Origin of the sequence: Flavobacterium sp. (assembly GCF_036405015.1) — a bacterium.
Taxonomy (GTDB): Bacteria; Bacteroidota; Bacteroidia; order Flavobacteriales; family Flavobacteriaceae; genus Flavobacterium.
In genome coordinates, this window is record NZ_DASWYK010000196.1 from 1 (window position 1) to 21,809 (window position 21,809).

The following is a 21,809-nucleotide window of genomic DNA, read 5'->3' on the forward strand; positions in this document are numbered from 1 at the left end:
GCTTAAGAGCAAATTTATATTTAAAATTATTGTTGTTTTTTTCTCTTTCCTTAATTTCGTCAAAGCTTGAAGCTACCTGAACCGTCTCTAAATGTACCGTTTCCTGAACCCATTGTAATCCGTTATGCTGAATTGTAATACCACTTTTATTATAGGTGAAGGGCTCAGAAAATCTACTGTTTTTCTTTAAATAAAGTTCTTTTTCATTATAATTTAGTACCAAAGTAAAACGCTTAAGAACTTCTCCCCCAACCGAACCGATACGTCCTGGAACCATCTTTACATTTCGAATAGAAATAGAATCTGGAAAAGACACAATAGGTTTTCTAAAATCAAATTTATCAATAGAAAACTCGTCAATTTTTGCGCGATGTCCTTCAATGTCTCCACTAAATCCTTTTCCTAAAAAGTCTGGAAAATTTTTATCTGGCAGTTTAATTTTATCATTTTCGAAAATCCAAAATGCATCACTATTACCAATATCAATAAGCAACTTTGCTGGAATCTGAGTATTATTAACCGTTGCCATAGCAACCAAATAAGGTTTTGACCTTTCTATCGTGATCGGAACTTTTTCAAATTTTCTTTCGAGCTTTTGCTGAAACTTATCACTCTTCGTATGAATTATAATTTTCTTTTTTTGATAATTGATCTCGACTAAATTATTTCTAAAGAATTTATGACCGATAATTCCATTAACTGGAATTCCAATATGAGAAGATAAATTAAAACTTTGATCGAGAATAATAAAAACCATATGGTCATTAGATTTTAGACCATGAGTTTCTAAAATATTTTTTGTTGATTTTAATCCTTCAATTTCTTCTTCGCTTCCCAATCCACGAAGTTTGATTTTTTCAACATTGTTAAAACTTACTTCTTGTCTTTCTTCCATGCTGAATAAAATTGTTTCTTCAACACCCGAATCTAATAGAAAATTAAGCTCTACTCCGTTTACTTTTATAGGAATAAAAATAAGGTTGTTAATGAGTTTAAAAGGTATCGTAGCCTTTGATGCATTGTTTTGTAATAAAAAATCGCCTTGTCCAAAAAGCAAAAAAGGTAAGAATAACCCAAAAAACAATACTATATATTTTTTCATTGACAATATTTTATTATAAAATTACTAAATATATTTATTATTGTTACATTTTTAGAAGTACCCGTATTGTTTACGTTAAATTCGAAAAAAATATGCAAATTTGCACTTCAATAATTTATACTCATGCCAACAATTTCACACAAAGGCAAAAACATGCCTGAATCTCCGATACGCAAGCTGGCTCCTTTTGCAGATTTAGCAAAGAAAAAAGGACACAAGGTGTATCACTTAAACATTGGTCAACCGGATATCAAGACACCCGAAGTGGCCATCGAGGCGGTAAAAAATATTGATTTAACTCTTATAGAATACAGTCCGTCTGCCGGATATGAAAGCTATAGAAAAAAATTAGCTCATTTTTACCAGCGCCAAAATGTAAACGTTAACCCAGAAGACATCATTGTAACAACTGGTGGTTCTGAAGCCTTACTATTTGCGCTGGCCACAATTACAGATCCTGGAGATGAAATCATTATCCCAGAACCTTTTTATGCTAATTACCACGCGTTTGCTTCTTCTACAAGTGCAACTGTAGTACCTCTTGTTTCTACTATCGAAACAGGATTTGCCTTGCCAAGTATTGAAGAAGTTGAAAAACTAATTACACCAAAAACAAAAGCCATTCTGATTTGCAATCCTGGAAATCCGACTGGATATTTATATTCTGAAACAGAAATTAAGCAATTAGCAAGCCTGATTAAAAAACATGATTTATACTTAATCGCTGATGAAGTGTATCGTGAATTTTTATATGACGGAGATGATGTGCATTTTTCTGTAATGAATCTTGAAGATGTACAGCAAAACGTTATCATGGTAGATTCTGTTTCTAAACGTTACAGTATGTGTGGCGCTAGAATTGGTTGTTTGGTTACTAAAAACAAAGAGGTTTTGGCTACAGTAATGAAGTTTGCTCAGGCACGTTTAAGTCCGCCAACAATTGAACAGATTGCTTGCGAGGCTGCAATTGATACACCACAAAGTTATTTTGATGAAGTAATCGGAGAATATAAAGAACGCCGTAATACTCTAATCGCAGAATTAAACAAAATCGAAGGAGTTATTGTTACAAAACCAAAAGGTGCTTTTTATTGTATCGCAGAACTCCCAATCAAAGATTCTGATGATTTTGCACAATGGCTTTTAGAAAGCTATAATTTAAATGGAGAAACAGTAATGATTGCTCCTGCTAAAGGTTTTTATTCAACACCAGGAATGGGATTAAATCAGGTTCGTATTGCTTATGTTTTAAACAAACAGGATTTAATTACAGCCGTAAACATCTTAAAAGAAGCTTTATCCGTTTACAATAATAGATAAAACAATCCAACTTAAACTTTCAAAAGACAATAGCGATCTTCGTTATTGTCTTTTGTTTTTTGAGTCAATTTTAAATTATATCCAAAAAGGAACAATTAAATCGTAAAAAGCATAGAAAAGGTTTCCCATTTATTAATTATCTTTACCGCCTTAAAAAGATATACCCATTATAATAGCAGTTTTTAATGATAAATAACGAAGATTTTATAGACGAAATTGGTGACAGTCATTTCAGCAGTAATGCTCAAAACCCTTTAAGACCAGATGCTTTTGACATAACTGACGAAGAAAAAATAGAAAAAATAAAAAAAGATGTCGAAAGCATTCTTCAAACTCTTGGAATGGATTTGACAGATGACAGCATCAAAGGAACTCCAAATAGAGTTGCTAAAATGTTTGTAAAAGAGATTTTTGGAGGATTAAATCCTGCAAAACAGCCAAAAGCCTCTACTTTTGACAACAATTACAAATATGGTGAAATGCTGGTAGAGAAAAACATTACCGTTTATTCTACTTGCGAGCACCACTTATTACCAATCATCGGACGTGCTCACGTAGCTTATATTTCAAGTGGAAGAGTAATTGGTCTTTCTAAAATGAACCGTATTGTTGAATATTATGCTAAAAGACCTCAAGTACAAGAGCGTTTAACAATGCAGATTGTTCAAGAACTTCAAAAAGCTTTAGGAACAGAAGACGTTGCTTGCGTTATCGACGCTAAACACCTTTGTGTAAATTCACGCGGAATTAAAGATATCGAAAGTAGTACAGTAACTTCTGAATTCGGAGGAAAATTCAAAGACCCACAAACTAAGAGAGAATTTCTTGACTACATCAAATTAGAAACTCAGTTTTAAATATTTGGTTGATTGATTAATTGTTTATATCGATTGATCATTTTTGAAAATCAAAAATTAAACAAATTACAACAAGTAAAACTATGCCTTTATATACAAGTCAGCCCTTAAAAATATACAATTCGCTTTCAGGCGAAAAAGAAGATTTCAAACCTATCCATGATGGAAATGTTGGAATGTATGTTTGTGGACCTACCGTATATAGTAATGTTCACCTAGGAAATGTGAGAACTTTTATGTCTTTTGACGTCATTTTTAGATATTTCCTTCATTTGGATTACAAAGTTCGCTACGTACGTAATATTACCGATGTAGGTCATATTGTGGATGATGTGGATGAAGGTGAAGATAAAATTGCTAAAAAAGCACGTTTGGAGCAATTAGAACCAATGGAAGTCGTACAACGCTATACTGTAGATTTTCATAACATTCTAAAAGCTTTCAACTTTTTACCTCCAAGCATTGAGCCAACTGCAACTGGACATATTATCGAACAGATTGAAATCATCAAAAAAATCATCGACAAAGGTATCGGTTACGTTGCCAATGGATCGGTTTATTTTGATGTTGTAAAGTATAACGAAACCAATAACTACGGTATTTTAAGCGGTAGAAATATCGATGATATGTTGACAAATACGCGTGATCTTGATGGACAATCTGATAAGAGAAATCCTCAGGATTTTGCACTTTGGAAAAGAGCAGAACCAGAACATATTATGAGATGGCCTTCGCCTTGGAGTGATGGTTTTCCAGGATGGCATCTTGAATGTACTGCAATGAGTACTAAATATCTTGGTAATCATTTTGATATTCACGGAGGTGGAATGGATTTAAAATTCCCTCACCACGAATGTGAAATTGCTCAAAACGAAGCCTGCACAGGTCAATCTCCAGTAAATTACTGGATGCATGCCAATATGCTGACTTTAAACGGAAAGAAAATGGCTAAATCGACTGGAAATAATATTTTACCAGGCGAAATCCTTAGCGGTGATAATAATATCTTAAGCAAACCATTTTCGGCTTCTGTAACCCGTTTCTTTATGCTACAAGCACATTACAGAAGTATCTTAGATTTTTCTGATGATGCAATTGTTGCTGCTGAAAAAGGATACAAAAGATTAATGGAAGCAGTTGATGCTTTACCAAATATTACAGCTGGAAATACAAGTTCTATCGATTTTGCAGCATGGAAACAACTTTGCTATGACGCTATGAATGACGATTTCAATACGCCAATTTTAATCGCTCAGTTATTTGAAGCAGTTCGTTACATCAACTTATTAAAAGACGGAAAAGAAACTATTTCTGCTGCTGACCTAGCCGATTTTACTACAGCTGTAAACGCTTTCGTTTTTGATGTTTTAGGTCTTAACGACGAGAAAAGTGCTGATGGCGACAATGACAAACTAGAAGGAGTAGTAAACATGCTTATTGGAATGAGAAATCAAGCTAGAGTAGATAAAAACTTTGCTCTTTCTGATCAAATTCGAGACCAGTTAATTGCTTTAGGCATACAACTTAAGGACGGAAAAGAAGGAACATCTTTTAGCATTCAATAAGGAAAATCATTTTTTTGGATGTAACAAAATGCTCTAAAATGCAACCTATAAAGAGTTTCAAAAACTAAACAATACGTATTTAATGTTATCCAAAATTCTAATATATCCGTTTGTGTTATTGGTGCGTTTTTATCAAACAGTAATTTCCCCGTTTACACCAGCATCTTGCAGATTTGAACCCACCTGTTCCACTTATATGATTCAGGCTTTACAAACCCATGGATTGTTTTATGGTGGATTTTTAGGTATTAAACGCATTCTGAGCTGTCATCCTTGGGGAAAAAGTGGTTACGATCCTGTACCAGAAAAGAAATGCAATCACAAAAACATTAACCTTTTATAAAACGGTACTTTACATTAAATATTTATTTTTACAATAATATAAAACATTTTACATGACACACGCCTTAAATTTTGTTTGGAACCCTTCAGAGGGAATCAATTTAGGATTTTTTATGATTCGCTATTACAGCTTAATGTTTGTAATCGCCTTTTTGTTAGGATGGTTCCTAATGAAAAAGATTTTTGAAAGAGAAAATGAATCACTTGAAAAACTGGATTCTTTATTTGTTTGGACGGTTCTTGCAACTTTAATTGGAGCACGTTTGGGTCATGTTTTCTTTTACGATTGGGAATATTTCAGAAATCATTTACTTGAAATTTTCCTTCCTTTTAGATTTGAACCAAAATTTGAATTTACAGGTTTCCAAGGATTAGCAAGTCACGGAGCAGCAATTTCTATTATTGTTGCGATGTATTACTACAGTAAAAAGATTTTAAAACGTCCGCTTCTATGGATTTTAGATCGTATTGTAATTCCTGTGGCAAGTGGCGCTATCTTTGTTCGTTTAGGAAACTTCTTCAATTCAGAAATCATTGGTAATGAAACGACATCTTCATTTGGAATTCGTTTTTTACATGATACCTTCAGCAAAAACGAAGCTGTGCAAAAAACCGGAATTCCAGATCCTGTAGAAGCATACAATGCAATTGCAACAAATCCTAAATTCGCTACTCTTTTAGCAGAAGTTCCTGCGAGACATCCCGCACAATTATACGAATCGTTTTCTTATATTTTTGTATTTGCTATTCTATATTTCTTATACTGGAAAACAAACACAAGACTTAAATCTGGTTACTTATTCGGATTGTTTTTAGTTCTTTTATTCGTAGTACGATTTATTGTAGAATTCGTAAAACAAAGCCAAGGAGGAATCGAAGAAAATCTAGGTTATTTTTCAACTGGACAATGGCTAAGTATCCCATTTATCATTATTGGATTATTCTTTATTATTAGAGCTCAGAGAAATCCTTTAGCAGAATCTTAAAACAATTAACATAAATAGAAAAACGCCCAATATAATTAAATGTTGGGCGTTTTTTTTTTATAATTGATACGAGATACCCAATTCAATGTTTTTTGTATTATATCCCGCATTTGAGCTTCCTAAACCCGCATTCGACACATGTCTTAAACTTGGACGTATATCAAGCTGAAATCTATCATAATCTACAGTAAAACCAACCGCTAAAACATCTGCAAAAGCAAAACCTTTAGACATTCGTTCTGTCTCAGTATCAGAAATCATTGGACCGACACTTCCTAAAATATAACAAGAATACATTTTTCCTATAGGTTTTCTAATCAAAAAGCCAACATTAAGAACATATTCGTGAACATCTTTCAACTGCATATATTCGATTCGTTTTTGTTCAAAATCTGGAGTTTCTGGCTTCACAAAATACAAATTCAACAATTGATGTTTTCCAAAATTAATCTCAGGTTGCACCAAAATCTCAAATTGAAAATTTCTGGTTTCTTTTATTCTACAATACAATTGCAACTTATAAAAATGATTATCAAAAGTATAATCTGCATTATTAAATTCGCTTCCAAAACCATAACCTAATCCCACACTATAATTACCATTTCTCTGCTGTCCACTAACTTGTATTACAACAAATAATAACACAATATAGAATATTCTTTTTTGGATCATAAATTAGTATTAAATCTTAAATACAAACATAAAAAAAGATCCAGCTTTCACTGGATCTTTCTATATCAAAATAAGGTTCTTAATTATGCCTTATTGTGTTTGTCTTCAATTGTATGTTTCTCATCACTTGAAATCGTATCAACCAATACTGGAGTTGCGATAAATAATGAAGAATAAGTACCAACGATAATACCAATTAACATTGCGAAGATAAATCCTCTGATAGATTCTCCACCGAAGATAAACATTGTTAATAATACAATGATCATCATTAATGAAGTATTCAATGTTCTAGATAATGTAGTATTAATAGAAGCGTTTACGATATCCTCGAAACTTCCTTTACGGTTTCCGATGATAAACTCTCTTACCCTGTCAAATACAATTACCGTATCGTTCATAGAATAACCAATTACAGTTAAGATCGCAGCGATAAAGTGCTGATCCATTTCCATGTGGAATGGCATGAATTTGTAACATAATGAATAAACCCCTAATACAAACACTACGTCGTGTGCAACAGCTGCAATCGCACCTAATGAATATTGCCATTTACGGAAAGAAACCATTAAGTATAAGAAAATAACTGCCATCGCTCCAAGAACTGCCCAGTATGAGTTCGTTTTGATATCCTCAGAGATAGAAGCTCCAACTTTAGAAGCTTGCAATACACCTACTGTTTTACCATTGTAAGAGTTAATGAATTTATCGTAAGAAGTATTTGGGAAATATTTCTGCAAAGAATTGTATAATTTCTGGTTTACTTCTTCATCAATAGCAACACCATCTTCTTTAATTTTATATTTAGTAGTGATTTTCAATTGATCATCATCACCTAAAATTTTAGCTTCAACTGGAGTACCAAAAGCAGCAGATAATTCATCTGAAACTGCAGTAGCATCTACAGCTTTTTCAAATTTAACTTGGAAAGTTCTACCTCCAACAAAATCAACACCTTCATCTAATCCGTTAACGAAGAAGATAGAAACTAAACTTACTACAGTTACAATAGAAGAGAAGATATAAGTGAATTTTTTAACTTTAATAAAGTCAAAGTGGAAGTTTGTAAACCAGTTTTTAGTAATGTTTGTTGAGAAAGTTAAATCTGCTTTTCCAAGAATATTTCTATCAATGAAAATTCTAGCAATAAAAATTGATGTAAACAATGAAGTTACAATACCGATTAACAATGTCAATGCGAAACCTTTGATTGGACCTGTACCAAAGATAAACAAGATTGCTCCAGTTAAAACGTGAGTAACGTTAGCGTCGATAATAGAACGCATTGCACCATGCCATCCATAAGAAGCTTGAACTGCTTCAGAAAGAGATTTTCCTTCACGTAATTCCTCTTTTGCTCTTTCATAGATAATAATGTTCGCATCTACCGCAGTACCTAATGTTAACACGATACCTGCAATACCTGGCAATGTTAATACGAAACCAAAACTTGCCATAATTCCGAATAAGAATAGTAAGTTTAACAACAAAGCAAGGTTTGCATACCAACCAGCTTTACCATAATAGAATACCATCCAAACACAAACTAATAAGAATCCTAATACAGAAGAAATTGTACCTGCATCAATAGCTGCCTGTCCTAAAGATGGACCAACAACAGTTGACTGAATAATATCTGCAGAAGCTGGTAATTTACCTGCATTTAATACGTTCGCTAAATCTTTAGTTTCAGCAACATCAAATGAACCTGTAATCTCAGATCTTCCTCCAGCAATAGGACCGCTTGTTACACCTGGAGCAGAATATACGATATCATCTAAAACAATTGCGATATAACTTTTTTGAGCAAATGCTCTACCTGTTAATTCTTCCCAAACTTTAGCCCCTTGGCTGTTCATTTGCATAGAAACCGCAGGTTTACCCATTTGGTCAAAAGTATCTTTTGCATCAGTAACAACACCACCGCTCATTGCTGGATTGTTGTCTCTGTTTCCTTTTAAAGCATATAATTCAACAACTTCAATATCTTTAGCACTTGCTAAATCTTTCGCTTTTTGATCTTTTATTGTAGTTGGCTTACTCCAAACAAATTTTGCATAATGTTGGTCAGCTGCCAATAAAACTCTAATTTCTGGTCTTTTAAAATAAGCATTGATAGTTGCTGTATCTTTTGGTGCAAAATAACCTAAAACTGGTCCACCACCTTGACCGATAATTTTATCAAATAAAGGATTGTTTCCTTTTTTAGCTGCAGTAGAATCTTTAGTATCATCTGTTAATAAAGCATTCAATGAATCTTTAGCAACAGTTTTAGTTTCTACTTTTTTAACTTCAGTTTTCTTTAAAGCTTCGTTAGCTGCTACTAAGAAGTTTCCGATTTCTTCAATTTTGTAAGTTTCCCAGAACTCTAATTGAGCTTTTCCACCTAATAATTTTTTAATTCTATCAACATCCTTAGCACCTGGAAGCTCTACCAAGATTCTTCCTGTTTCTCCTAATTTCTGGATGTTTGGTTGTGTAACTCCAAATTTGTCGATACGCTCTCTTAATACTTTAAAAGCACTTTCTACAGACTCATCAACTTTTCTTTTGATTACTTTTTGAACCTGAGCATCAGACATTTGAAAATCTACACCACCATCTCCTTGAAGACTTCTGTTTGCAAAAATATCTGGCGATGCCAATTTCACACTTCCTTTTGAATTTGCTTCAAAAGCTTCGAAGAACTTATTTAAATATGTTTTGTTTCCTTCTAAATTTGCAGAAGCATCAGCTAAAGATTTATTAAATACTGGATTTTTAGAATTATTAGCTAAACCTTTTAATACATCTTTAATAGAAATTTGAAGAATTACGTTGATTCCTCCTTCTAAGTCAAGACCTTTATTAAGTTGTTTGTTTTTCACTTCATTATAAGTGAAATCAGTAAAACCAAGATTTAATACTTTTTCTTTACCAATAGAATCTAAATATTTCAGCTCTTTATCAGGGTTGTCACCTGCAAAAGCTTTAGCTTCACTTTTGACACCATTTGCCACAAAAGTGAATGATAGTTGGTAAATACTTACCAATGCAAATAGAATTGCGAAAAATTTAATAAGTCCTTTATTCTGCATTATTACTAAAAATTAATTATGTTTTATTTTTGTTTTTGTTTTAAAGTCCCATAAAATAAGCCCTGACATGATTTTTTAAAACAAAAATACGAGATCACGAATTACCAATTTTTTTTTAAACCGAGCAAATATATAATTAACGAAAATATTAACCAATTAATTTATTAATTAATCGCAAAAAAAAGACTGCAAAAGTGCAGCCTTTTTCTTTTATTTCGTTTTTTATTACACTAAAATCGTCTTTAAAGCCTCATTCATGCTACGAACTGCATCTGCACTTTTCGCAAATAATGCTTTTTCTTGATCATTTAAGTTAATATCTAAGATTTCTTCTACTCCATTTTTACCAATTATACAAGGTACTCCTATACAAATATCATTTTGACCATATTCTCCTTCTACAAAAACAGAACATGCGATCATTTTCTTTTGATCATTCAAAATACTATCTACCAAGTAAGCCACCGAAGCTCCAGGAGCGTACCAAGCAGAAGTTCCAAGTAAACCTGTAAGTGTTGCTCCACCTACCATGGTGTCTGCAGCAACTTTTTGCAATACTTCTTCTGAAAGAAATTCTGTTACTGGTATACCATTATAAGAAGCCAGACGCGTTAATGGAATCATAGTGGTATCACCATGACCTCCAATTACCATTGCCGAAATATCATTTGCTGGTTTATCTAAAGCCAATGAAAGATAGGTTCTAAAACGCGAACTATCTAAAGCTCCACCCATTCCTATAATTCTATTTTTTGGAAGACCTGTTGCTTTTAAAGCCAAATACGTCATAGTATCCATTGGGTTTGACACTACTACAATAATTGTGTCTGGAGAATATTTCAATACATTTTCAGCAACTGCTTTTACAATTCCCGCGTTTATACCTATTAACTCTTCTCTTGTCATTCCTGGCTTTCTCGGAATTCCTGATGTAATCACCACTACATCACTTCCTGCAGTTTTAGAATAATCATTGGTTACGCCAGATACTTTTGTATTAAAACCAGTATTTGTAGCGCACTGTGTAATATCCAATGCCTTACCTTCTGCAAAACCTTCTTTAATATCCAACAATACTACTTCGCTTGCAATTCCTCTATAAGAAATAACATCTGCACATGTAGCTCCAACATTTCCTGCTCCTACAATGGTAACTTTCATATTTTATACTTTATCGGTTATTAATATTGCCTATTCTTTAAAAAGACAATTCGTTTAATTGTCTAGTAAATTTAAACAATTAAACGAATTGAAATTATTAATTTTTCATTTTATGCATCAATATTTGCATAAACTGCATTTTTCTCGATAAACTCTCTACGAGGTGGTACTTCATCACCCATTAACATAGAGAAAACTTGGTCAGCTTCTGCCAAACTATCAATATTTACTTGACGTAAAGTTCTAAAGTTTGGATCCATTGTAGTTTCCCACAATTGCTCTGCGTTCATCTCTCCAAGACCTTTATAACGTTGAATATTAGCACTTCCTCCCATTCTTTCGTTGGCCTGATCACGTTGAACATCATTCCAAGCATATTCTTTTTTGTTTCCTTTTTTAACTAAGTATAAAGGTGGCGCTGCGATATATACGTGCCCTTCTTCGATAAGCTCTTTCATGAAACGGAAGAAGAACGTTAATATTAAGGTAGAAATGTGACTACCATCGACATCGGCATCACACATGATGATTACTTTATGATATCTTAGTTTTTCAAGATTTAATGCTTTACTATCTTCTGCAGTTCCAACTGTTACTCCAAGAGCTGTAAAAATATTTCTAATCTCTTCGTTTTCGAATACTTTATGATGCATCGCTTTTTCAACGTTCAAGATTTTACCACGTAAAGGCAAAATCGCTTGAAAGTTACGATCACGTCCTTGTTTTGCTGTTCCACCAGCCGAATCTCCCTCGACAAGGTAAACCTCACATCTTGCAGGATCTTGTTCTGAACAATCTGAAAGTTTTCCAGGAAGTCCACCGCCGCCCATAACGGTTTTACGCTGTACCATTTCACGTGCTTTTTTCGCTGCGTGACGTGCTTGTGCTGCTAAGATTACTTTCTGGATAATCAACTTGGCATCATTTGGATTTTCTTCCAAATAATTTTCCAACATTTCTCCAACTGCTTGAGAAACTGGAGAAACTACTTCTCTGTTTCCAAGTTTTGTTTTAGTCTGACCCTCAAATTGAGGCTCAGATACTTTTACCGAAATAATTGCTGTTAATCCTTCACGGAAGTCATCTCCAGCAATTTCGAATTTTAATTTATCCAATAAACCAGAAGCATCCGCATATTTTTTAAGTGTTCTTGTCAAACCACTTCTAAAACCTTGTAAGTGCGTTCCTCCTTCGTGAGTATTGATATTATTTACATAAGAGAAAATATTCTCTGTATAACTTGTATTATAGATTAAGGCAACCTCAACCGGAATTTCTCCTTTATCATTATCCATGCTGATAACGTGAGAAACAATTGGCTCACGGTTACCATCTAAATAACGAATATATTCTTTAAGACCTTCATCAGAATGAAAAACTTCGCTTCTGAATTCGCCTTTGTCGTCAACTTCTCTTTTATCTGTAAAAGTGATTGTAATTCCTTTGTTCAAGAAAGAAAGTTCTCGCATACGTGCTGAAAGCGTATCGTATGAAAACTCAGTTGTTTGCGTAAAAATAGTATCGTCTGGAAAGAAAGTCTGACGTGTACCTCTTTTATCTGTTTCTCCGATTTGTTTTACCGGATATAATGATTTTCCTCTTTCGTATTCTTGTTCGTAGATTTTTCCTTCTCTAAAAACAGTAGATTTCATGTGAAGAGAAAGCGCATTTACTACAGAAACCCCAACTCCGTGAAGACCTCCAGAAACTTTATATGAATCTTTGTCGAATTTACCTCCGGCTCCGATTTTTGTCATTACTACCTCAAGTGCAGAAACGCCTTCTTTTTTATGTAAATCGACTGGAATACCACGTCCGTTATCTTCAACCGTAACAGAACCATCTTCGTTTATTGAGACACTGATCGCATCACAATGCCCTCCCATGGCCTCATCAATAGAGTTATCAACAACCTCATAAACTAAATGATGCAGTCCTCGAACTCCTACATCTCCAATATACATCGATGGACGCATTCTTACGTGCTCCATTCCTTCTAATGCCTGAATACTATCTGCTGAATAATTGTTCTTCTTGATTTCTTCGCTCATATAATTTATTCTAAAAAATGTATTTACTGTCTAACACGCAAATATATAAAAACGCAGGCTATATACCCAGTAAAATAGTAGTGAAAGCTGTTAAGTTATTAACACAATTGTCTGAAAAAGAATTAAAATTCCAATTTTCTAAAATTCCAAATTCCAAAACTGAAAATTTCATAAAAAACAATGATTTTTGGAAATTCCAATTCTTAAAATTAAACTCCAAATTTTTGAAATTCCAAATTCCAAAACTCTGAGTCTAAAATTTCAAATTCAACTTTCAAAACTTTAAACCTAAATGTATAAAAATAAAAAACCGAAATCACACCTTAATGCATTTCGGTTTTTAAATCGGTTTCAATTTTGGTATTTGGAATTTATTTTATTTAAAAATTCTTCTTTTTGGTATTTGGAATTTTAAAATTGGATTTTATCTTTTTCAGACCGCTACTCCAGATTTTACGCTTTCGAAATTTCCTTTCAAGTGAGCTGCATTTGCTCTTCCACTTGGATCAAGGTTTTCTTGCCATTTCGGTATCCATTTACGCACTGTATGCGCCGCACTGATCTGTGGGTAGTATTTATGAAAAATCGAACGATACAAGTAAGCTTCTTTAGTTGTTGGAGAATTATACGGAAACTCTGCAGTTGCTCCTGCCAGCTGTTCATCTGTAACCTGAGATGCACAATATTCAATTAACTTATCAACCCAATCATATCCTACTCCATCCGAAAATTGCTCTTTCTGACGCCATAAAACTTCTGACGGTAAATAAGGATCTTCGGGTGTATCAAATGCCTTTCTTAAAATGTATTTTTCAATTCCATCATAAGTTTTAGGCTGTTTTTCTTCTGTTTTAATTCGGATATTAGTATCTAAAAATGTAGTATCTAAAAACGGAAATCTCACTTCTAATCCATGCGCCATTGTTGTTTTGTCTGCACGAAGTAAGTCTGCCGTAAATAACTTTTGAACTCTTTCTATGGTTTCGTCCTGAAATTCTTCTGTTGATGGTGCATTTCTAAAATACAAATGTCCTCCAAAAACTTCATCGGCACCTTCTCCAGACAAAATAACTTTCACTCCCTGATCAGCTATAGCTTTAGACAACAAATACATTGGCACTCCAGATCTTACCGAAATAATATCATAAGTCTCGATATGATAAATTACTTTTTCTAAAATCTGAACGCCTTCTTCTACAGAAAAATGAATTTCATGATGTTCTGTTCCTAAAAACGCCGCCGCTTTTCTGGCAATAATATTATCTGGTGAATCAGCATCTAGACCAATTGAAAAAGAATGCAACTTCTGTCTGTTTTCTTTTACTATTCGGGAAGCAATAGAAGAAGTCAAAGACGAATCTAAACCTCCTGATAGTATTACACCAACAGGAACATTAGCTAATAATCTTTTACTGGTAGCATCAATTAAACTCTGACGAATTGCATCAAAATCTAAAGAGTGATTTGCATTTTTATGATCTTCGTATTCCGGATGATAATATTTTACAAAACCTTTTTTTGCTGTATAATAATGTCCCGGAGGAAAAGTTGAAAATGATTTACACTGATCTGCAATTGATTTCATTTCCGAAGAGAAATAAATTCTTCCTCTTTCATCTAATCCATAATACAGAGGTTTTACCCCAATTGGATCTCTTCCTGCAATATAATTATCACCATCGATAATTACGAAAGCAAAATCGCCATCCAGTTTATTACAAAAGTCATAACCAAACTCTTCATACAGATGCACAATTACCTCTGAATCTGATTCTGTTCTAAAAGTATGATGTTTTAAAACAGTATCTTTTAATTCTTGATAATTATAAATTTCACCATCATGAACCATCCAAGCTTTATTTGTTCCCTGAATTGGTTGTTTCCCCGAATTAAGATCAATGATTGATAGACTTTCATGGCAAAGTATACTGCCATTTTCCATAATATGAACATCACTTTCATCAGGACCTCGATACGACATTCTTTCTGAAAGTTCTTTTACAAGTTTGGGGTCTTTTCCTTTACCAATTACGGCTAACAATCCAGACATAGTATTCTATTTATTATTTAATTGCATTACACAAAACTTAAAATTAAGCTGCGCATTAAAAAATCATTAAAATTTTTCACTAAAAGCAAAACTAAATATTATTTTTTGCTTTCCTATATTTTCTTAAATTAAAATCTAAGGTTTTTCAATTTTGATTCGGAGAATGCCAAATATAAAAAAAGTAAGGTTACTAATTACCAAAAACTTTTTATAAAGAGCTGAAATCTAGAATTTAACAATTTTAGACAAGAAAGACGTTCTTTTACAAGAACGTCTTTCGGCAATATATATACTAATTCTAAAAATTAAACTCGTATTTAAGCTTTTACATAAGCATCATCGTGAACACTTGCTACAGCTCTTCCAGATGGATCGTTCATGTTTTTGAAAGCTTCGTCCCACTCTAAAGCGATTTTTGTACTACAAGCCACACTTGCTTCTTGAGGCACACATAATGCTGCCGCATCACTTGGGAAATGTTCAGTAAAGATTGAACGATAGTAATATTCTTCTTTAGAAGTTGGTGTCTGCAATGGGAATTTGAATCTCGCGTTTGCCAATTGCTCATCTGAAACTTCTCTCGCTACCACTTCTTTCAAAGTATCAATCCAGCTGTATCCTACTCCATCAGAGAATTGCTCTTTTTGTCTCCAAGCAACACTTTCTGGAAGCATATCTTCGAAAGCTTTACGAACCACCCATTTTTCCATTGGATGTTCTTTGTTGATCATTTTATCTTGTGGATTGATGCGCATTGCAACATCCATAAATTCTTTATCTAAAAATGGCACACGACCTTCGATTCCCCAAGCAGCTAAACTTTTGTTGGCACGCAAACAGTCGTACATATGAAGTTTACCTAATTTACGAACGTTTTCTTCGTGGAATTCTTTTGCATTTGGTGCTTTGTGGAAGTATAAATATCCACCAAACAACTCATCTGCTCCTTCTCCTGAAAGAACCATTTTAATTCCCATAGATTTGATCACTCTCGCCATTAACCACATTGGAGTCGAAGCTCTAACTGTAGTCACATCATAAGTTTCTAAGTTGTAAATTACATCACGAACGGCATCTAGACCTTCTTGAATTGTAAATTTGATTTCGTGGTGAATTGTTCCAATATGATCTGCTACTTTTCTTGCTGCTGCTAAATCAGGCGAACCTTCTAAACCAACTGAGAAAGAGTGTAATTGCGGATACCAAGCATCTGTTGTATCATCAGATTCAATTCTTTTTTGAGCAAATTTCTTAGCTACAGCTGAAGTAATAGAAGAATCTAAACCTCCAGAAAGTAAAACTCCGTAAGGAACATCACTCATTAATTGTCTGTGAACTGCTGCTTCAAGCGCTTTTCTGATTTCAGGAATGCTTGTTTCGTTGTCTTTTACTGCATCATACTCTGTCCAATCTCTTTTGTACCATTGTACAAATTCTCCGTCTTTACTTGACAAATAGTGTCCTGGAGGAAATAACTCGATTTTTGTACAATATCCTTCAAGAGCTTTTAATTCAGAAGCTACGTAGAAAGTTCCGTGTTGATCCCATCCAATGTATAATGGAATAATTCCCATATGATCACGAGCAACGAAATACTCATCTTTATCAACATCATAAATTGCAAAACCGAAGATTCCGTTTAATTCATCAACGAAGTTTACCCCTTTTTCTCTGTATAAAGCTAAAATAACTTCGCAGTCACTTTCTGTTTGAAAGTTATATTTTCCTTCGAATTGTTTACGCAAATCTCTGTGATTGTAAATTTCACCATTTGCAGCCAAAACCAATTTTTTATCCTCTGTAAATAAAGGTTGTTTTCCTGAAGCTGGATCTACAATTGCCAAACGCTCGTGAGAAAGAATTGCTTTATCATTGCTGTAAATTCCGCTCCAGTCTGGTCCACGGTGACGAATGATTTTTGACATTTCTAATACTTGAGGTCTTAACGCTTCGGCTTTTTGTTTAAGATCAAAGGCACATACAATTCCACACATAATTCTATATTTTATTTTATAAATTTTATTTTGATAGGGCAAAGATGAAGTATTAGTTACAATTGAAAAACACAAACATCAATTTCAATTACAATTTTAAACCATAATTTTATTTTTACATATAAAATGTAAAATTTTAACATCAAAAAAAGCTCAAAACTTGAAAATTTTAATTTTGAACAGAAAACCGCTTTAAAATTTAAAGTTTTAAACAAATATTTGAATTAAATTTTGAGTTATTCTGATACAATTGAAAGATTCATAAAGCAAGAAGAGAAAATTGTTCTAAAATTGCTTTAAAACCAAAACAACCCGTTGAATAAAATAATTATTTTTCCGTTTTACCTACCTATTTAGATTCAAATCTGTATAAATCTGCGTGGAAATCTATGCCTAAAAAATATTTCACGCAGATTTATACAGATTTCAGCAGATTAAATTAGATTTTATTTGTTGTGTAACACTATTTTTTTTCTATTTCCTTCAATACTAAAACTATAAAAAATAATCCCTATCAAATTCTAAAACTTCATAGGGATTTAATTTGTTTAAATAGTGATAATTTGAAATATAATTAATTTTTAAAAGTGATTCGCGACGAAATATAATCAGGCATGCTAGCAACTGCAAGCTGTAACTTAGATACATTCTGCTTTTTTACATTTTCATCTTTCAGATTATAATTGTAATTATCAAATAGATAGTACATCAAAACTCTGTTATAATCGTCCAAATCGTTATCTTTTATCATATCTAGTAAACTTGTTTCAACCAATTCTGAATTTGAGCTTTCAGAAAGCGCACGCCCAACTCTACTGATACTTGAATAATAATGGTTTTTAGAAGGATTATCTACTCGAAGTGAGATTCCTAAAATTAAATCCAGAACATTGATATCCAATACTTCAATCTCTTTTATATAAGTCTGTCTTCCTCCTTGAGCATAACTTCCATCACTCACCCTGTCAAAACGATCGTTCATAATATTAAGGTGCGATCTAAGAAAAATTTCCCACTTGATGGTTTCTGCAGAAAGCACTGCAATATTCTGCGCATGAATTCTCGGACGATTATCCATACTGCATCCGCCAATAACATGTCTGTTTCGTTTTAGTTCCAACGCTTCTTCCTTACCAACATAACGCTCAACATATTCTTCAAATGTATCATCAGACACTTTTGTTATTTTAGCTTCCGCTAATGCATCTCGGAGCATTACATCAAAATTTTCATCCTTATTTCTTAAAGAATCTATTCTGGTAAGTCTTTCAGCTAGCCATTTTTGCATTTTTACATTAAAATCCTCGTATTCTTTTTCAATTCTCTCTTTCTGAGCTAATTGTTCCTTGGTCTTTTTCTTTGATTTTCCTTCAAGTTCCATATCATCGAAACCAAATAAAATAGAATAATTCTCACTACTAAAATCCGGTCTTTTCAAGACTTTCTCTATATAGCTTTCAAAATTTACTGCTTTAGTTGGTACAGTATCGATATATCTTACACCAGAATCTTTTGCATTATCATAAAAAACTTGAGCCGTAGTATCTACCAAACAATCTGAATATTGAATTAATCGAGCATACTTTTCAGAAAGCGGTTTTGTCTTGAATTCGTCAACAAAATAAAATGCTGTTAACGATTCCTTCGAATAAGAAGTTTTTTCTTCATACTCAAAAACCCATTTTCCTTTGAAATTATTATGATAAGAATCTATCTCTTTTTTATTTCTGGTGATATTCTTCCCATCTCTTTCTCCTAAAGACAAACTGGAAAATTCAACTTGCTCCTGATTTTCATAATCCATATAATCGGATTTTAATATAATACGGTTTTCATCGAAAACAGCTTTACGATATTTGGCTTTAAAATCTGTATATGAAATACCATTTTCTAAATCTTTCTTAGCTTTTAAAGCATCCGATTTTTGAACTTCGACAAAATTGGCTTTTGCTTGCTCATAAGACCTGAAGGTCTTGTTAAATTCGCAAACCTTAAACTTTAAATTTAATGAATCGACAATAAACTTAAGTTTAGAAACTGAGTTCTCTGAATAAATCAGCCCATTATCATAGACTTTAAATTCGGAATTTTGAGCAGTCATATTGAGACAGATCAAAACTAAAAAAGAAAAAAAATTTCTCATAACTTTCTTTTTTTTTTAATTAATTATTCTACACTTTCAATAGTATAATGCGTCTTATTAATTTCAAACTGAAACCCAGCTTTATTCCCCATTAAATGATTTCCTAAAGGAGATTGTGGAGAAAGCGCGATAACATTAATGCCGTCTATAGCAATTTTAGGAAGCGCCACACTTACATACAAATAAATTCCGTTTGCTTTTACCAAGCTTCCTAAAACAATGTTTTCAGTAGTTTTAATCGGATCAATTTTATCTAAAATCCCTTTTTGCTCTATTGCTTCTTTAAGTTTATTCGTCAGTTTTTCCTGTTCAATATGCATCATTGATAAAGCCGTTTCGTGTTTATCGCCGGCAGAACCTTTTGCGTCGTTTTTGGAATCTTCGGTCAAGTTTGAAATCATGTCTCTAAAAACATCCATTCTATCTTGAACCATTTGGGAATAATGGGAATATATTTTTTCTTTGAAAGTCATTTCTTTTGAGGTACTGAGGTTCTAAGGTACAAAGATGCAAAGGTTTTTTCTTTATTAAAAAAAACAGCCACGAATTCACGAATCTACTCCAAAAAATTCATGAGTTCATGGCTGAAAAAAAAAAGGCACTTTATTCTTTTACAAAACTTTTGTGCCCTAGTCTCTTTGTTGCAAAAAGCCTAAAAATCAAATTTATAATTTGCGCCTCCTAAAATCTGAAATCCTTGAACTGGATAATTCAGCCATTTTTGATAAGCTTGATTTCCGATATTATTTGCTTTTAAGAAAAACGTCAAATGTTCGCTAAATTTATATCCTAAATGTGCATTGGCATCAAAATAACTTTTTAATGTAATTGGAGCTGCATTGGTTGTAATTGCCGAATTTACCTGCATATCTTTTCTCTCTCCTACATAAAACACATTAATTCCTGCATACCACTGCTTAGTAATATTAACGTCTAAAGTTGAACTTAATTTCATTGTTGGCAAATTCCATGCTTCAACTACATTATCTGTGTTGTAACTATTGAAGGTTCCATTGATTCCGAAAGTTACATTTTGAGAGAAATCAGCTTTTAATTCTGCATAAAAACGCAATGTTCTAATATCTTCATAAACCACTCCAAAAGAGTTTCCAAAAGCATAATCTTCATTGGTAATAACTTCTGTATAATCATTTGCTTTAAACAGCGCTTTATTCTTTTCATTCAAATAAGAACCTGTTAAATTATAATTGACATTGTTTGCCAATTTCCCTTTTAAACCAGCAAAAACGTTATACTGAGTACTTGATGGACGCATGTTTAAAGTCGGAGACAAAAACGGATTTTCAGTTACAAAATCTGCATAAGAATTTTGTTTTAAACCTCCATTTACTCCCGTATAAAAGATCATTAAATCGCCAACCAATTTATAAGACGCATTTACTTTTGGGTAAAAATAGAATTTGTTACCGCTATTTTCAGAATCCGCACTATAGAAAACTCCAGCTCCTAATTCTAGAGTCCAGTCATTTTCATTGATTACAAAACTTGGCTCAATTCCAACATTTGTAAAACTATAATTTAAACGTTCTGTGTTATCCTTCAAATAATTATTTTTAAAAGAGCCACTTACATGATCTACAATCACATTTGTTTTTATAGCCTGATCCATTACATCAACAGTAAAAGTCGGTTTTACAAAAAATCTATTTTCTGATGAAGAATAACTATCCGAAAAATGAGTGAATTTTGCCGAAAGATTACTAAAAATACTTTCTGTAAATTCTGCATTTCCACCTAACCAAATCGTATTATAAGAATGATCTGGACTAATACTGTTTAACAAATCTAAACGTTGAGATGGAATTGTTGAACCAAAATCTGAAGGAAGTCCGTACCAATTGTAAATTTGATTTTGATAACCTAAATCTACATTCCAAGAATTATCTCTGTTGTTCTGACCGTAACCTACATTAATTGCTGTATCATAAAATTCATCATTTAGCTCTACATCTTTAATACCGCCTTGTGAAGAATGATGGCGAAACATTCCGGCTACATAATCATTGTTTCCTAAATCTTGATTTACGAATAATTCTGCATTTAAAGTACTGTAATTTCCAACACCCAAAGTCGCATAATTATTGAACAATTTTTCTTTTTTAGCTTTTTCAACTCCTTCAGCTTTTCCCTTAGAAGGCGTAAAAGTCGAAGCTACAGGAACAGACAAAATGCTGTATTTAATAACTTCTTTCGGTTGATTGCCACTATCGTCAAGCGAAGGATTTTCTTTTACTTTAAAAGCATCTGAAATAGTAGGCGAATAAGGTTTCACCACGTTTACAGTTTCTGTTCCGATACTTTCATTTTTCTTTTGCGCAATCGAAAACTGAGCTGTAAATAACACTAACAAAATAATTATTTTATGTCGGCAGTTTAATTTCATATTTCTTCTATTTGAGAGTATCGAGAAAAGATCATAGAACATAGACTTTTGCTATATCTCAATTCTTTTACTCAAACTCTTTGTT

The 21,809-nt window shown here is 32.9% G+C and carries 15 protein-coding genes; 5 read left to right on the forward strand and 10 right to left on the reverse strand.

Annotated features, from left to right (window positions below):
• A partial coding sequence (locus tag VGE71_RS16720) for a signal protein PDZ (RefSeq protein WP_331139333.1) occupies positions 1-1,102 on the reverse strand: 1,102 nt, incomplete at its 3' end.
• 123 nt (positions 1,103-1,225) lie between these two features.
• Here VGE71_RS16720 and VGE71_RS16725 point away from each other — a divergent pair.
• From VGE71_RS16725 to lgt, 5 genes are all read left to right on the forward strand, one after another.
• A complete protein-coding gene (locus VGE71_RS16725; RefSeq protein ID WP_331139334.1) occupies positions 1,226-2,422 on the forward strand; it encodes a pyridoxal phosphate-dependent aminotransferase in 1,197 nt (398 codons plus the stop codon).
• A 185-nt stretch (positions 2,423-2,607) separates the two neighbouring features.
• Positions 2,608-3,279, forward strand: coding sequence for a GTP cyclohydrolase I FolE (gene folE, locus VGE71_RS16730; protein WP_144214822.1), 672 nt, complete (start codon positions 2,608-2,610; stop codon positions 3,277-3,279).
• An 83-nt stretch (positions 3,280-3,362) separates the two neighbouring features.
• Positions 3,363-4,844: a cysteine--tRNA ligase gene (gene cysS, locus VGE71_RS16735; RefSeq protein WP_331139335.1), complete on the forward strand. Its 1,482-nt coding sequence runs from the start codon at positions 3,363-3,365 to the stop codon at positions 4,842-4,844.
• 82 nt (positions 4,845-4,926) lie between these two features.
• Entirely contained in the window at positions 4,927-5,187 is a 261-nt protein-coding gene (gene yidD / locus VGE71_RS16740; RefSeq protein WP_331139336.1) for a membrane protein insertion efficiency factor YidD, read from the forward strand.
• A 52-nt stretch (positions 5,188-5,239) separates the two neighbouring features.
• On the forward strand, positions 5,240-6,172 hold the full coding sequence (lgt, locus tag VGE71_RS16745; protein WP_331139337.1) for a prolipoprotein diacylglyceryl transferase: 933 nt from the start codon (positions 5,240-5,242) through the stop codon (positions 6,170-6,172).
• A 57-nt stretch (positions 6,173-6,229) separates the two neighbouring features.
• Here lgt and VGE71_RS16750 read toward each other — a convergent pair whose 3' ends face one another.
• The 9 genes from VGE71_RS16750 to VGE71_RS16790 all read right to left on the reverse strand — a co-directional run bounded on the left by VGE71_RS16750 (position 6,230) and on the right by VGE71_RS16790 (position 21,724).
• Positions 6,230-6,844, reverse strand: a complete 615-nt coding sequence (locus VGE71_RS16750; RefSeq protein ID WP_331139338.1) for an acyloxyacyl hydrolase — start codon at positions 6,842-6,844, stop codon at positions 6,230-6,232.
• A gap of 83 nt (positions 6,845-6,927) precedes the next feature.
• Positions 6,928-9,921, reverse strand: a complete 2,994-nt coding sequence (gene secDF, locus VGE71_RS16755; RefSeq protein WP_331139339.1) for a protein translocase subunit SecDF — start codon at positions 9,919-9,921, stop codon at positions 6,928-6,930.
• A 225-nt stretch (positions 9,922-10,146) separates the two neighbouring features.
• A complete protein-coding gene (gene mdh, locus VGE71_RS16760; RefSeq protein ID WP_331139340.1) occupies positions 10,147-11,082 on the reverse strand; it encodes a malate dehydrogenase in 936 nt (311 codons plus the stop codon).
• A 110-nt stretch (positions 11,083-11,192) separates the two neighbouring features.
• Positions 11,193-13,133, reverse strand: a complete 1,941-nt coding sequence (gyrB, locus tag VGE71_RS16765; RefSeq protein WP_331139341.1) for a DNA topoisomerase (ATP-hydrolyzing) subunit B — start codon at positions 13,131-13,133, stop codon at positions 11,193-11,195.
• 433 nt (positions 13,134-13,566) lie between these two features.
• Positions 13,567-15,183: an asparagine synthase B gene (asnB, locus tag VGE71_RS16770; protein ID WP_331139342.1), complete on the reverse strand. Its 1,617-nt coding sequence runs from the start codon at positions 15,181-15,183 to the stop codon at positions 13,567-13,569.
• A gap of 317 nt (positions 15,184-15,500) precedes the next feature.
• Positions 15,501-17,177 carry an asparagine synthase B gene (gene asnB, locus VGE71_RS16775; RefSeq protein ID WP_144214831.1) on the reverse strand — a complete coding sequence of 559 codons (1,677 nt, stop codon included), beginning with the start codon at positions 17,175-17,177 and terminating at the stop codon, positions 15,501-15,503.
• 574 nt (positions 17,178-17,751) lie between these two features.
• A complete protein-coding gene (locus tag VGE71_RS16780; RefSeq protein ID WP_331139343.1) occupies positions 17,752-19,320 on the reverse strand; it encodes a hypothetical protein in 1,569 nt (522 codons plus the stop codon).
• 23 nt (positions 19,321-19,343) lie between these two features.
• Positions 19,344-19,793 (reverse strand): hypothetical protein, encoded by a 450-nt coding sequence (locus tag VGE71_RS16785; protein ID WP_331139344.1) that lies wholly within the window; start codon positions 19,791-19,793, stop codon positions 19,344-19,346.
• A 179-nt stretch (positions 19,794-19,972) separates the two neighbouring features.
• Positions 19,973-21,724 carry a TonB-dependent receptor gene (locus tag VGE71_RS16790; RefSeq protein WP_331139345.1) on the reverse strand — a complete coding sequence of 584 codons (1,752 nt, stop codon included), beginning with the start codon at positions 21,722-21,724 and terminating at the stop codon, positions 19,973-19,975.
• Positions 21,725-21,809 lie beyond the last annotated feature (85 nt).

What these genes read in the sequence shown, in the direction of transcription:
- gyrB (WP_331139341.1), bottom strand. Translation starts at nt 13,133, where the DNA reads ATGAGCGAAGAAATCAAGAAGAACAATTATTCAGCAGATAGTATTCAG.
- cysS (WP_331139335.1), top strand. Translation starts at nt 3,363, where the DNA reads ATGCCTTTATATACAAGTCAGCCCTTAAAAATATACAATTCGCTTTCA.
- VGE71_RS16780 (WP_331139343.1), bottom strand. Translation starts at nt 19,320, where the DNA reads ATGAGAAATTTTTTTTCTTTTTTAGTTTTGATCTGTCTCAATATGACT.
- VGE71_RS16750 (WP_331139338.1), bottom strand. Translation starts at nt 6,844, where the DNA reads ATGATCCAAAAAAGAATATTCTATATTGTGTTATTATTTGTTGTAATA.
- mdh (WP_331139340.1), bottom strand. Translation starts at nt 11,082, where the DNA reads ATGAAAGTTACCATTGTAGGAGCAGGAAATGTTGGAGCTACATGTGCA.
- VGE71_RS16790 (WP_331139345.1), bottom strand. Translation starts at nt 21,724, where the DNA reads ATGAAATTAAACTGCCGACATAAAATAATTATTTTGTTAGTGTTATTT.
- folE (WP_144214822.1), top strand. Translation starts at nt 2,608, where the DNA reads ATGATAAATAACGAAGATTTTATAGACGAAATTGGTGACAGTCATTTC.
- lgt (WP_331139337.1), top strand. Translation starts at nt 5,240, where the DNA reads ATGACACACGCCTTAAATTTTGTTTGGAACCCTTCAGAGGGAATCAAT.
- asnB (WP_144214831.1), bottom strand. Translation starts at nt 17,177, where the DNA reads ATGTGTGGAATTGTATGTGCCTTTGATCTTAAACAAAAAGCCGAAGCG.
- asnB (WP_331139342.1), bottom strand. Translation starts at nt 15,183, where the DNA reads ATGTCTGGATTGTTAGCCGTAATTGGTAAAGGAAAAGACCCCAAACTT.
- VGE71_RS16785 (WP_331139344.1), bottom strand. Translation starts at nt 19,793, where the DNA reads ATGACTTTCAAAGAAAAAATATATTCCCATTATTCCCAAATGGTTCAA.
- secDF (WP_331139339.1), bottom strand. Translation starts at nt 9,921, where the DNA reads ATGCAGAATAAAGGACTTATTAAATTTTTCGCAATTCTATTTGCATTG.
- yidD (WP_331139336.1), top strand. Translation starts at nt 4,927, where the DNA reads ATGTTATCCAAAATTCTAATATATCCGTTTGTGTTATTGGTGCGTTTT.
- VGE71_RS16725 (WP_331139334.1), top strand. Translation starts at nt 1,226, where the DNA reads ATGCCAACAATTTCACACAAAGGCAAAAACATGCCTGAATCTCCGATA.